This is a genomic window from Asaia sp. W19, from assembly GCF_003994335.1.
In the GTDB taxonomy this organism is placed as follows: Bacteria; Pseudomonadota; Alphaproteobacteria; order Acetobacterales; family Acetobacteraceae; genus Asaia.
Genome location: NZ_PNQZ01000005.1, coordinates 79706 through 93183, shown reverse-complemented (window position 1 = coordinate 93183; position 13478 = coordinate 79706). Strand labels below are relative to the sequence as shown.

At 59.9% G+C, this 13478-nt stretch carries 12 protein-coding genes; 8 read left to right on the top strand and 4 right to left on the bottom strand.

The genetic code is table 11. The features are described 5' to 3' along the window. Window positions 1-134 precede the first annotated feature (134 nt). The 8 genes from C0V97_RS01380 to C0V97_RS01345 all read left to right on the top strand — a co-directional run bounded on the left by C0V97_RS01380 (window position 135) and on the right by C0V97_RS01345 (window position 9140). The gene (locus C0V97_RS01380; RefSeq protein WP_127100001.1) at window positions 135-1346 is read left to right on the top strand and encodes an aspartate aminotransferase family protein; all 1212 of its coding nucleotides are present in this window, start codon (window positions 135-137) and stop codon (window positions 1344-1346) included. Continuing rightward, window positions 1343-2317, top strand: a complete 975-nt coding sequence (argF, locus tag C0V97_RS01375) for an ornithine carbamoyltransferase (protein WP_127099999.1) — start codon at window positions 1343-1345, stop codon at window positions 2315-2317. Before C0V97_RS01380 ends, argF begins: the two co-directional genes overlap by 4 nt. Before the next feature lie 56 nt (window positions 2318-2373). After that, a complete protein-coding gene (locus C0V97_RS01370) occupies window positions 2374-3291 on the top strand; it encodes an Hsp33 family molecular chaperone HslO (RefSeq protein WP_127099997.1) in 918 nt (305 codons plus the stop codon). Next, on the top strand, window positions 3288-4301 hold the full coding sequence (locus C0V97_RS01365) for a hypothetical protein (protein ID WP_127099995.1): 1014 nt from the start codon (window positions 3288-3290) through the stop codon (window positions 4299-4301). The genes C0V97_RS01370 and C0V97_RS01365 overlap by 4 nt, the downstream gene beginning before the upstream one ends. 29 nt (window positions 4302-4330) lie before the next feature. Then, a complete protein-coding gene (locus C0V97_RS01360; protein WP_127099993.1) occupies window positions 4331-5197 on the top strand; it encodes a hypothetical protein in 867 nt (288 codons plus the stop codon). Window positions 5198-5326: 129 nt separating this feature from the next. After that, window positions 5327-6022: a gluconate 2-dehydrogenase subunit 3 family protein gene (locus tag C0V97_RS01355; RefSeq protein ID WP_233581888.1), complete on the top strand. Its 696-nt coding sequence runs from the start codon at window positions 5327-5329 to the stop codon at window positions 6020-6022. A gap of 26 nt (window positions 6023-6048) precedes the next feature. Continuing rightward, entirely contained in the window at window positions 6049-7827 is a 1779-nt protein-coding gene (locus tag C0V97_RS01350) for a GMC family oxidoreductase (protein ID WP_127099991.1), read from the top strand. Next, window positions 7824-9140, top strand: a complete 1317-nt coding sequence (locus tag C0V97_RS01345; RefSeq protein WP_127099989.1) for a cytochrome c — start codon at window positions 7824-7826, stop codon at window positions 9138-9140. The genes C0V97_RS01350 and C0V97_RS01345 overlap by 4 nt, the downstream gene beginning before the upstream one ends. Window positions 9141-9154: 14 nt before the next feature. On the opposite strand, the gene C0V97_RS01340 is transcribed toward C0V97_RS01345, so the two are convergent. The 4 genes from C0V97_RS01340 to C0V97_RS01325 are packed head-to-tail and all read right to left on the bottom strand — an operon-like array spanning window position 9155 to window position 13447. Further along, window positions 9155-10411, bottom strand: a complete 1257-nt coding sequence (locus C0V97_RS01340; protein WP_127099987.1) for a glycine-rich domain-containing protein — start codon at window positions 10409-10411, stop codon at window positions 9155-9157. Continuing rightward, entirely contained in the window at window positions 10411-11070 is a 660-nt protein-coding gene (locus C0V97_RS01335) for a hypothetical protein (protein WP_127099985.1), read from the bottom strand. The genes C0V97_RS01340 and C0V97_RS01335 overlap by 1 nt, the downstream gene beginning before the upstream one ends. Next, complete coding sequence (locus tag C0V97_RS01330; protein ID WP_127099983.1) at window positions 11070-12305, bottom strand: hypothetical protein; 1236 nt, start codon at window positions 12303-12305, stop codon at window positions 11070-11072. Before C0V97_RS01330 ends, C0V97_RS01335 begins: the two co-directional genes overlap by 1 nt. Continuing rightward, complete coding sequence (locus C0V97_RS01325) at window positions 12305-13447, bottom strand: baseplate J/gp47 family protein (RefSeq protein WP_127099981.1); 1143 nt, start codon at window positions 13445-13447, stop codon at window positions 12305-12307. Before C0V97_RS01325 ends, C0V97_RS01330 begins: the two co-directional genes overlap by 1 nt. Window positions 13448-13478 lie beyond the last annotated feature (31 nt).

Genomic DNA, 13478 nt, shown 5'->3' with positions numbered 1-13478 from the left:
CGGGATTTGACGTCGGGGGGGGAATAACCCCATCATAAGCACGCAGCAGCCTGTGCCCTGCCCTGAGTTCTCAGGTGCGGGGCTCTTGCCGTTGCGTCTTTTCCCTTCCATTCCAACCGGGCTTTCTGATCGCCATGATTTCCGCTCTGATGCCAACATTCAAACGAGTCGACCTTGCTTTCGAGCATGGTCAGGGCGCTTGCTTGTACACGGCTGACGGACGACGATTCCTGGATTTCGGGGCGGGCATTGCCGTCTCGTCGCTGGGGCATGGCCATGAGGGTCTGGTCAAGGCGATTGCCGAGCAGGCCGCGCGCGTCATGCACGTGTCCAACCTGTATCGCATTCCGCAGGCCGAGAAACTGGCGGACAGGCTGGTCGCCCATTCCTTCGCGGACAGTGTGTTCTTCTGCAACTCCGGTGCAGAGGCCAATGAGGGCATGGTCAAGATGATCCGCAAGACGCAGGCGGGTCGTGGCCATCCCGAGCGTACACGGGTCATCTGTTGTACGGGGGCCTTTCACGGGCGTACGCTGGCCATGATCGCGGCAACGGGCAATCCGGCCTATCTTGAAGGCTTCGGCGCGCCGGTTGAAGGCTTTGACCATGTGCCGTTTAATAACATGAACGCCCTGCGCGCCGCCATTACCCCCCAGACGGCAGGCATCATGCTCGAACCGATCCAGGGCGAGACGGGCATCAAACAGGCCGACCCTCAATTCATGACCGGGCTGCGCCAGGTCTGTGACGAATTTGGCCTGATTCTTGCGCTCGACGAAGTTCAGACCGGAATGGGGCGCACGGGTCAGCTCTTCGCGCATGAGGCTTATGGCGTCGCGCCGGACGTGATCTCCGTCGCCAAGGGCATCGCGGGCGGTTTCCCGATGGGGGCGATCCTCGCCAATGAGGAAGTAGCTGCCTCCATGGGAGCAGGCTCCCACGGCACCACTTTCGGGGGCAACCCTCTCGCCTGTGCGGCAGCGAATGCCGTGCTCGACGTGATTCTTGCCGAAGGCTTCCTCGATCAGATCGCGATAACGGGAGAGACCTTGGGCGAGGGGCTCAAGAGCCTCGTGCGCAAACATCCCACCGTTTTCGAGCTCGCCCGTGGACGTGGCCTGATGTGGGGGCTGAAATGCCGCTTGCCTGTTGCACAGGTTCAGGCTCAGGCCATGGAAGAGGGTCTCCTGACCGTCACCGCAGGTGAGAACGTGCTGCGCCTGCTGCCGCCGCTGATCGTGAGCAGGGAAGAATGCCAGGAAGCCTGTGCGATCCTCTCGCGGGCCGCCACCATCCTTGAAGCCGCTGAAAACAACAAGACAAACCCGGTGGAGAGCCAGGCATGAGCACACAGGCAGACGCTTCGGCTATTCGTCACTTTCTCGATCTGCGCGATCTCGACGCAGCGACGCTGCGCGACATTCTCGATGTGGGCCGTGCGGTTAAGGCGATGCAGGACAAGCGCCGCAAGCCCATGCATCCTGCCCATCCGCTCGCCGGACGCACTCTGGGGCTGATGCTCTCCAAACCCTCCACACGCACCCGCCTCTCCTTCGAGGTCGGCATGCGCCAGCTGGGTGGCGATGTGTCGGTGCTGTCACCTGCAGACATGCAGATTGGCCGTGGCGAGAGCCTGGCGGACACCGCGCGTGTCTTGTCGCGGTTCCTCGATGTGCTGGTCGTGCGTACGGGCGAGACCGCCATGCTGACTGAACTCGTCCGCTGGAGTTCGATTCCCGTCGTGAATGGCCTGACACCGGATTCCCATCCCGTGCAGATCCTCGCCGATATCATGACCTATGAGGAGCATCGTGGCCCGGTGGGCGGTTCGCACTGGGCCTGGGTTGGGGATGGCAATAATGTTGCCGTATCGTTGATCGAGGGCGCTGTACGCTTCGGATTTTCCCTGACGCTGGCGACGCCGGAAAGCATGAAACCCCGTCAGGAGATCCTGGACTGGGCGCATGCCGAAGGTGGCAAGATCCGGCTGGTCCATGACCCTGTCGAGGCGGTGCAGGGCGCTAACTGCATTGTGACGGATACCTGGACGAGCATGTCCGATCAGGAATCCTCAGCACGGCTGACCACGTTGAGCCCATATCAGGTCAACACGGCCCTGATGCAGAAAGCCTCCCCCAATGCCCTGTTCATGCATTGTCTGCCTGCCCATATCGGTGAGGAAGTGACGGAGGAGGTGTTCGAAAGCTCGGCCTCCGTCGTATTTGACGAGGCCGAAAATCGCCTCCACGCTCAAAAGGGTCTGCTCCTCTGGGTGCTGGGCGGTGAGAACTGGCGTTCCTACGGTAAGCCCGTCTGAACGGCATCGGCGCGTCCAACCGTCCGACACCTTGAGAAGCAACCGACGAAGCACCAATGATCGAGACACCTGCCTTTCTGGATACACACCGCCCCGAAACCGTGCCTGATCTGGTGATCTCGCATGGAATAACGCCTTTCCATCTGGCGCGGCGACCGGTCCGCGGACGTCTCGTTCGTCTGGGCAAACTCGCGGATATCATGGTGTCGCGCCATGATATCCCCGATTGCGGGCGTCAGCTTGCCGGAGAGGCGCTGTCTCTCGTCGCGGGACTGAGTGCCGGGCTGAAGTTCAAAGGGTCCTTTTCCCTGCAAATCAAGGGGGACGGCCCGATTTCCATGCTGGTGGCAGATTGCACGGATGCGGGCGAATTGCGCTTTTATCTGCGCGCGCCCGAGAACATCGATCCTGCGCCGGCCAAGGCCCTTCTGGGAGAAGGGTATTTTGCCTTCACCATCGATCAGGGCGCGCATACGGAACGCCATCAGGGTATCGTCGCGCTTGAGGGGGAAACCCTTGCCGATATGGCGATGCATTATTTCGCGACCAGCGAGCAGCATCAGTGCTGGATGCGCCTCTATTGTGAGAAGACACCGGATGGCTGGCAAGCCGGGGCCCTGCTGCTCGAAAAAATTGCCGAAGAAGGCGGTATCGCCACGGGTGAAACCGACGATGAGGACGCCTGGGAGACAGCGGGCATTCTGGGCAACACACTGACCGCCGCCGAGCTTTTCGACCCCTGCCTGAGTGCCACCACGTTGATCGAACGTCTTTTCGGCTCGCAGGATGTCCTGATTGATCGACCGCGCGCGGTCAGCCTTGGGTGTCGCTGCAACCGCGCAAGGCTCGCAAGCGTCCTTTCCACATTCCCCGAGGACGATCTCAATCACATGGCGGAAGAGGGCACGATCACCATGAACTGCGAGTTCTGCAATGTTGGCTTTCGTTTCGAACGTGCCGAGATCGCACGATGACCGCGGCGGATGATTTCCTGCGCAGCGTCCGGGTCGGGGGCGAGACACTCTCGGCGCTCTACGACCAATGGACGCCTCAGGCGGTCGTCCCCCTTGCAGATGACATCACCTGTCTCACTTTTTCCGATCCGCTGACGGGACGCAACGCTGTCTGGTACCTGGATGAGTCGCACAATTATTGCGGCTCGCACATCGAGGTCGTTCAGCGTATGCGCCCGGACGATATCCTTGGCGCTGTTGCCCTCTGGTTTGATGAACTCGCCCGCAATGCGCTGAGTGCAACCCCTACTCTGCTGCGCGATGCGCCTGCGATGCCGCTCTTTCTCGCAACTCAGCTTGCAGCAGCCTGGTCGGTACGCGTGCTCATGGATTTGCGCCAGATCCAGACGTCTCTGGCGGGTCAGGAGCAGATCCTGGCCCAGATCGGACAGTCTTCCCTGTCCGCAAAGCAGATCAGACGTATTCTTGGTTCACGCGTAGGGCCCGAAACACTGGTCGTGCTGTCTCCGCTCACCGATATCCCACTGCGTGCGCAGATCTCTTTCGTGGTCGATCATCAACTGATCTATCGCTTCCATGACCCGGAAGCCGATTGCGTATTCTATCTCGCCTGGTGGGAGAAACAGCTCGACAAGCCCCCGTCCTTCTATTGCCCCAAGGCCGCTATTCTCGTGAGTGACGAAGCGATGGCTGGCATGCTGCCCTCTTTGATTCTTGGCTGGTATCTGAGCAATCCTGGGCATGTTGCCTCGATTGCCGAGGCTCTTGCCTTTGAGGCCCGTGATTACGGGCTGGGTACGGCATCCTCACTTCAATTCGACCCTGCAACCGAGGCCGCATTACCACCGCCTCCGAGCACAGCTTCAGCTGATATGATCTCCGAATCCTGGGCGTTTCTCGCACAAAACCCGACGAGGCCCGCCTCACCCGCCGAAACCCGGCAGGAGGCAGAAAAGAAACAAACAGGGCGCCTGTTCGACAAGCTGCGCTCTTATGTGAAAAAGAAATAATGTTCTGCTGCTTATTCAAGGAGCCCGTCATGTCGCGCAGCCCGTCACGTGTGAAAACGCTACTCCGCTACGGTTCTTTATGCCTGGTTCTGGGCGCTCTTTCTCCCGTGCTCACCGCATGTGGTGACAGTGAACCCCAGAGCTTTGCCCCGATGGACTACAGCTATCTGAGCAAGATGCACCTGAATGTGGCGCATATCGAGGTGGTCGACGCTGCCCCCCCCGGAAACACTCCGGGCGATATCTCGGCCAAGGCTCCGACCTCGCCTCAGCAGGCACTCGAACAGATGGCCCATGATCGCCTGATCGCGAGCGGCTCGGAAGGCAGCGGTACGTTCACCATAACCAAGGCCAGCATCCTCCACGCCCCCGGCGGCACATTGCTGGGCGAGCTCGAAGCGCATGTCGATCTGTCCGCTCCGTCCGGCGGACGCGCCGGTTATGCAGCCGCCCACATAACGCGCAGTCTCAATCCGGGAGATAAAGACCCGGAATCGCGTGCCGTTCTTTATGATCTGACATCGCAGATGATGCAGGACATGAATGTCGAACTTGAGTTCCAGATCAAGAAATCGCTGCATGACTGGATGGTTGACGCAAGCGGCGCGCCCCTCCCAGGAGCAATCCAGCAGCAGGACATCGGTCCCAACGCACCTACTGCCAGCCCCACCGTATCAAGCAACAATGCCCCCGCAATGAGTGCTGCCCCTCCAGCCCCCCAGGTCGCGACCGGGGCGGCGTCCGCCTCCACCGTTCCCGTCAGTGCGCCCGCGAAACCCCAGGAGCCTGACGCGATTTTCCCTCTGGGCGATGAAGGTGCCGCCGCACCCGCGGCTACTCCTTCGGTCAAGTCCCCGAAGGCTGGCGTTCTGGCCCTGCCCTCGAAGCATTCCTGACGAAAAAGCCCGGCCGCCCGAACACAAGCACATCCCATAAAGCCGCTTGCATTTCGGGCGACAATCGCGAAGAAGGAGGCATTACCCATTATGTGGGTAATGCCTTTTGTGTTTGGTCAGGAGACCGGCTTGAGCGCGCCTTCATCTTCACGACGTCGCTTTGTCAGGAACGCCGCGGGTACAACCGCTTTCCTCCTCCTGGCCGGTCAGGATCTGCCCGGTCGTGCCTTCGCGGCTGGCACTTCAGTCGATACGACACCGGTCTATTTTACGCCTGCCGAATTCCGGTTCCTGCACTCTGCCTGCGAGTGCATCTACCCTGCTGATTCATTGGGTCCTGGTGCCTCGATGCTCGGCGTACCTGACTTTATCGACAGGCAAATGGACACCCCTTACGGCAAGGGGGAGCTCTGGTACATGGCCGGACCTTTCGAGGATGGACCTGCCAATTTGGGTTACCAGCTCCCTTTCGCACCGCGAGACCTGTATCGCAGGGGAATTGCGGGCGCGAATGCCTATGCCCAGTCCGAACGCGGCAAGGATTTCATTGATCTGACAAGCCATGATCAGATCGAAATTCTCACAGCCTTTGAAGGTGGCGCAGTCCATTTTCCCGAACTGAACGCCCGCCTGTTCTTCGAACAATTGCGACGCAACACACTTGAAGGCGTTTTTGCCGACCCAGTCCACGGCGGCAACCGCAATATGGCGGGTTGGCTCCTGCTTGGTTTCCCTGGCGCGCGCGCCGACTTTATGGACTGGGTTGATCAGGAAGGCGCTCCGTATCCTTTCGGACCCGTATCGATCTCTGGCCAAAAAGCCTGATCCAGAATCAGTCGAGTACAAGATTCATGCCTTCAAAACGGACCGATGTTGTCATCATTGGGGCTGGCTGGGCCGGTGCCATTCTCGCCAAGGAGATGCGTGAAGCAGGACGAAGCGTCGTCATGCTTGAGCGCGGCCCCGAAAGAGCGACCGCGAAAGAGGGCACCTATCCGGGGTCCATTGACGAATTACGGGGTGCCATACGCCATCGCCTCTTCCAGAACCCTGCGAAAACGACGGTGACGATCCGCAACACGATCAATCAGACCGCCTTGCCATACCGACAACTCGCCGCTTTTCTTCCAGGAGAAGGGGTGGGAGGAGCCGGACTGCACTGGTCTGGCGTTCATTTTCGCGCGGCCCCCGATGATCTTCGCCTGCGCAGCCATGTCATCGACCGTTATGGTGCCAAATTCATTCCAGAGGATATGAATCTTCAGGATTACGGCGTCACATACGAGGAGTTGGAACCTTTTTTCGACAAGGCCGAAAAGGTGTTCGGCACATCGGGACAGGCCTACAAGATCAATGGGCAGGTTGTCGGTAACGGCAATGTCTTTGCCCCATCACGAAGTGACAAATTTCCCCTGCCGGCTATGCAGGATGTCTTTACAGCAAGTCTGTTCCGAAAAGCCGCGTCCGAGGTGGGATACCACCCCTATGCACTGCCAGCCGCCAATGCCTCCATGCAATATACGAATACGTATGGCCTGCAGATGGGGCCATGCAATTTCTGCGGTTATTGTAGCGGTTACGATTGCTACATGTATTCGAAGGCGTCGCCCAACATCAATATCCTGCCGGCATTGCGTAATGACCCGGAATTCACCCTGATCACAGACGCGCACGTTCTGCGCGTCAACCTCGACAGCGATCGCCGGAAGGCTACAGGCGTTACCTATCTCGACCAGCATACCCGGCAGGAAAAGACGGTCGAGGCGGAGCTGGTCATCCTGGCGGCTTTCCAGTTTCACAATGTCCATCTCATGCTGCTTTCTGGCATTGGAAAACCTTACGACCCGATAAGCAATACCGGTGTCGTGGGACGCAACTTCGTCTATCAGACCATCACCACCTCACGCGCCTGGCTGCCTCAAAACCAGTTCACCAATCAGTTCGTCGGCGCGGGCGGAGCGGGCGTCGCCATCGACGATTTCAATAGCGATAATTTCGATCACGGCCCGCTCGGCTTCATCGGTGGTTCTCCCGTCTGGGTCAACCAGGCAGGGGTCAAACCTATCGCTGCGGCCATGACCGGCGGTGGAAAGACCGCTCCCCGCTGGGGAGCGGGCTACAAGGCCGGGCTCGTCGATACCTACCGCCATTCAATGGCCATGGATGCGCATGGCAGCAATATGGCCTATCGCGACGTCTATCTCGATCTCGATCCGACCTGGAAGGACAGTTACGGGCAGCCATTGCTCCGCATGACCTTCACCTGGAAGGAAAATGATATCCGTATGAATCAATATGTGGTGGGGCGTATCGAGCCAATCATGAAGGCCCTTGGTGCCAGACGCTATGAACTGGGCCGTCTGGAACATGGCGAGGTCTTCGATACGAGACGCTACCAGACAACCCATCTGGGCGGTGGCGCTGTCATGGGTGTCAGCCCGCATGATAGTGCGCTCAACCGCTATCTGCAGAGCTGGGATGTTTCGAACGTCTTTGTCATCGGCTCCAATGCCTTCCCTCAGGGAATGGGCTACAATCCCACCGGCACGGTGGCGGCACTGGCGTACTGGGCTGCGCATCATATCCGAACGACCTATCTTGCCCAGCCGGGCCCCCTGGTGTCCCTGTGAAGCGGCATCAGCTCACCGGCCTCGCTCTCCTTGCGTTGCTGGCGCTGGCTCGTCCCGCTTTCGCCGACACAAGGCAGGATCTCATCGACAAAGGCCGCTATCTTGCAGCCGCCTCAGACTGCGCGGCATGCCACACCCATGATGCCTCCGCTCCCTATGCCGGCGGAAATCCCTTCGTACTCCCAATTGGCACACTCTATGCGCCCAACATCACGCCCGACTCACGCTACGGAATAGGCGGCTATTCCGAAGCCGATTTCACCAGGGCGTTGCGTCAGGGAATTGGACGAAACGCCAAACCGCTCTACCCGGCCATGCCCTTCCCGTCCTATGCGCGTATGAGCGACGCCGATATCCATGCACTATGGGTCTATTTCCATGAGGGTATCTCACCCCTCGCCAAAGCCCCTCCAAAGAATGGAATTCCCTGGCCCCTCTCGATGCGTTGGCCAATGACCTTGTGGCGCTGGGCCTTCGCTCCGACGCCGAAGACTGCCATGGCGAACGCGCATCGGCGTTTCGCCTCTGAGGAAATCGCCCGCGGCGCCTATCTGGTGGAGGGCCCGGGCCATTGCGGCGCGTGTCATACGCCACGCGCCCTTACCATGCAGGAAAAAGCGCTCTCGAGCGATCAGGGAAGTGCCTATCTTTCAGGCGGTGCCGCTGTGGATGGCTGGACCCCGGTCAATCTCAGGGAAGACGATCGAACAGGGCTTGGTCGTTGGAGCGAGAATGACATCGTGACCTTTCTCGCAACGGGAAGGAATGATCGCGGCTCAGCGTTCGGTGGCATGAGTGACGCTATCGCCCATGGCACGCAGCACTTGAGCGAGCCAGACCTTCATGCCATCGCGCGCTATCTCAAAGCGACTCTTCCCGCCTCCAAAAACGAGACCGCCTGGCACCCGGATCCGGCAGTGGCCGAGACCCTGCACAAGGGCGTGCTTCCCGGTGCGGGAGCGCGCACCTACGTCGATCGCTGCGCGGCCTGTCACCGGACTGATGGTCATGGCTATGCCCCGGCCTTCCCCCCCTTGGCCGGCAACCCTGTGATCATGGACAAGGATCCCGGCTCGCTCATCCTCATCATTCTGCGCGGCGCAACCGTTCCACCAACGGATAAGGCTCCCTCCGCTCTCACCATGCCCGGCTTTGACAAGATCCTATCGGATCGGGAAATCGCCGATCTGGTCACGTTCATCAGACAGAGCTGGGGCAACACGGCGGCCAGCGTGACCGAGGAGGACGTGCGTCGCTTCCGCGCGCATAATGCCGAATGGATCAGGCAGGAAACGGTCAATCCACTCAATTAAGCGTCGCCCCCCCCTCAGGGGAGAAAACGATACAGAATCAGCCCCTGATATCCTTTCCCCCCCGCAACGCTCTGCCCCGCCACGCGGGTAGAATAGGCTCCCCCACCGCCTGCGCCATATCGGGTCGCGTTCATTCCCCCAAGATAACCGGCACGGCCGCCCCCACCCCAGGGTCCCGCGCCACCATTCCCCGCAAAAACGTAGGGACCATTCTGACCATCGCTGCCAGCACTGCCCGTCTGGTTCCAGAGCGTGCCTCCACCCGTACCGCCACCGCTCCCGCCATAGGAATTCTGAGCAGTGCCAAAGACGCCAGCCCCACCGCCATCGGCTGTGAGCAACGGTTGCCCTCCGTAAGTCACAAAGCTCGGCTCACCCCGCCTGTCGGCGTCACCCCCAGCACCGACAGTCGCTGAAAGCTGCGCGTTGCGCGACGCATCGACCGCATAGACCCCCCAGCAATCGCCTCCGGCTCCTCCGCCCGCACCGGAAAAAGACCCAGCTTCCGGCGACAGCACGGAGGTAGACGCGCCCCCTCCACCGCCGCCAATGACACGCAATTCGACCTGGCGCGCCCAGTTCGGCACCGTGAGAAGTGTGCTTGTCGAGCAGAGAGCCTGTGGCTGGCTGATCCGCTGCACGAACTCGATCGTTGCCAGATCGGTCATGGCACTCTGAAACGCAGCGCATTGCCGAGCAGTTACAGCGCTGAGGTTCTCAGCCCCTTCTGGTATCGACAGCACATAAAGTGGGACAGCACGCCCCCCCTCCACTGACGGAGCACTCGTCCCAGCATAAAACGTAATTCGTCCGGCGCGCCGTGTCGGCAGGGCTTTCCCCCGGTTATCGGGCCCAGCCATCGTCTGCTCGGGGTTGTCAGCATTGTAAAACGGCAAAACATCATTCAGATCGTCCACCTCCCTGCACAGGGCATAGATCGTCACCGACGCCCCGGTCATCGGGATAGCCAAATCCTGCGCCTCATTGCTGTAAAAAAGGCTCTGAATCAGGGCATTATCTGCTTCTAGCCCCGCAGATGAGCTACCGATATGCGCGCGGTCCAGGAGATCAGGCGCCATGATCGTCCCTGGGCCGAGCGTCACCGACAGAGCCTTATCGGAAAGCTGGCAAGAAAATCCGGAGGCCCGGACTGTTTCACTCCCGAACACAATCTCGGCGAGACGTCCTAGTCCTTCTTTTGCATAGCGACCAAGTCTCAGAAGATCCGTATCGAAAGGCACCGCGCCTGCGTAGATTATAGGGCGATCCATCAGTCTAGCATCCTTACCCAGGCAATCACGCCTGAAGCCTTTGTCACGCGTATCACCGCCTGAACTGTGCGCTGATCCACAGGAATTTTCGGAAAGACCTCGAGGCAGAACTGTCCACCGTTACGTGACCCGTAACGGCTACGCGACGCTCCATAACCACCGCCATGGCACCAGGCCCCACAATCCTGTGCACTACCCAACTCGATGATCCTTGGTGCTGCACCCGATAGGCGTCGTACCGATTCCGAAACAGCCATGCGTGTGTTCAAGGGTGCCGCGAGCGACGTCACGAGCCGACGACGGTAATGGCCGTCTTTTTCCTGCTCAAGCCGCGCCATTGCCCCAGGACCGAAAAAATCGACCGCAGCCATTTCGAGAAAGGCACCCTGCGTGGTCCCGAGCCTCGTCTGCCTCTTCACGTCGATGATCAAGTGCCAGATAACAGAGAGAACGGCGCCAAACCCCGTCAGCAACGCCTGCAACACGGGAGCCTCCTCAACTTCGTCCCCTCGATATGCAGGAAACCAGCCCTGCGGGAGGAGAAGCCGGAGACGCCGGGCAAAATCGCGCGCCGAACCAGGAGCCAGCCCGGTATCAAGAAGAGTTTTGCGATCTGTCGCCGTCAGACCAGATAGATCGGGATCTCTGAGAACCGCCATCAGCCCCCCACTTGCTCAACAGTGAAGAGCGGTACGCGATAATCCTTGCCATTCACATTGAGATGCAGAAAACCGCCAGCCGCTTCTGCAGGTACGGCCGCACCCGGGCTCGCCACGGGCGATGACATCTGGATCTCGCCACCGGGGGCCGGATAAAGGCCGAGATTCGCTGAACCGTTTTCGCCCCGCTGAACATACAATCCCGCCGCCGCAAGTCCGCTTCCCGCCTGGATATTCAGGGTGTTGGTTGGTCTCGCATTGGGGGAGATTGAAAACAGCAGATCACCGGTCATGTTCGTGACGAGCAATCCGTCATCCGCAAACTGAATACGCTGCCCATTCGCTGTCTTTTCCACAGTAGAAAACAGCATGGCACCCGCGTCGAGACCCTGGACATATTCCCGTGTCTCCGGTGTCCGCCACTCGATACCCTGGTTGCGCGCCATGGAGATCGCGTTGCCATATCCATGATCGTCGCCATTGGTGCCCGCAATCGCCGTATTGCCGAAAAGGATACCCGTCTTCCATGAATCCGGATTGCTGACGAACACGATCCCGGCTTCACAATCCGCCGTCCCCTCCGTCTGTCCGCCGCCCGCACCGATCTGGATGGCGTAGGTACCGCCGCCGCAATTAGGGTGGTACGGCGTCGACATTCCTGCTGCAGCCCCCCCCAGATTCACCGCTTCGAGCTCCATGACAAAACTGGGCTGGTAGTTTACCCCGGGCATGCGCCATGCTTCGCCATAATAGGCATAGGCTGTGGCAAGTGTCGGATTTGTCGTGTCATCCGCCACCCCCCAGGATGCGATACCGATCGTGCTGGGCACATGACCAAGCTTGTCCCTGGAATTCATGGCATCCGATGTTCTCGAACCTGCGACAAAAGCACTATTGCCAAAACGGGAAAGAGACGCTGCCTGCGCATTTTCGAGCGCCCAGGGGCCGATCGATGTCGTCGCCATCAGCGCCGAAAGCCAATCCTGCTGCGCCACATCGCGCGTGTTGAGCGCTGGGTAATCCGACGCCGCACCGATAAAGAAACGGTCGCCATAGCGGCTCACTTTCGCGCCTTCCTCGGCGAAGAACTCGCCGCTCGGCGGTGAATCGGCCGGGGCCCCTGCAATCTGACTCGCGGTCGCGTTCAGTGTCTCGACACCATCCGGTGTCGCGATAACGAGAACCTCTGCCCCCTGCACCGATGGGATCGGGAAGTAGCTGTTAAATTTCGGCATTACCCCTCCTGAACGATCTGAACGGAGATCGTGCCTGGAAAAAGCGACTGACTTGTTCGCGCCGCAATATCCCGCTGTGCGCCATTGAGCAGGCTATCCGTTACGGACAGAACCGAGACGCCGGCGGCGATATAAGCGACATACGCCAGACGGCTGATTGGATAACCGGCCCCAATCGCCGATGCGGATATGTCGGCCGCAATCGCCTGCTTCAAAGCCGTTTCAGCGGTCTCGCGATCGATGCCTGCAGCGATCTGAACCTTGAGACCGACTGTGACTGTGAGGACTTCTGGCCTCCGCACAGCGAAGCCGATGCCGAGCGCCTTGGTCGCCGCCACGCTGGCATAAACGTTTCGCAGGACCTGTTCGGGTGTTTCAGCGCTCCCGTCGTCAACGATGACCGTGAAATATCCAGGTCGACCCGGGCCTCCATCGATCTGCCCCTCGAACACGGCATAGCTCAGATTGCTCTGCGTTTCCGCAATGGCACTCTCGACTGCAGAGCGAGAGGCACTGGCCTTGGCCGCCAGCCAGAGCGGAAAGCGCTTGCGAAGCTGCGCATCCGTCTCCTGATCCGCGCCGTTCATGAACATCGCCTTGTTGGTCACGATATCGATCCCGGCAACCGAGGTGCCCATGAGCGAAATGGCGCCCGCCGCCACATTGCCCAGCACGCCTTCCTGCAGGGCTTCAACCGGCAAATCGAGTGATGCCACGCCTGCCGGACGCACATATCCTTGCGTCTGCTCCGACCAGCGCGCATGCGTGGGATCTTTAACGACCTGAAAGGTAACCGCCGCAGCGGTACGCACGGTGACACCAGGACGCACGACGGCCGATATCTCGTCGTAAGAGAAACAGGTCATCGTAACCGAGCCCAAGGCTTTCACGCCCGGCAGACGGGACATACCGAAATCACCGACGAAGCTGTCGCAATCCACGCCCACTGACGTCGCAAGCCGTGTACGACACAACACTTGCATGAGAAGATACTGAAACCACAGCCCGGTTGCGGCCACGCTCTCAATCAGGGCGCGGCCGGGCGAGCCGGTATCAAGAGTGAATTTTGCGGCGCAACTCGCCTGTGTCGTCGCGATCGCCGTCTGTACGAGCGACGAGAAAGAACGCAAGGAAAAAGCCATGGGCATTCCGATACTTCGTCGGCCAAGCCCA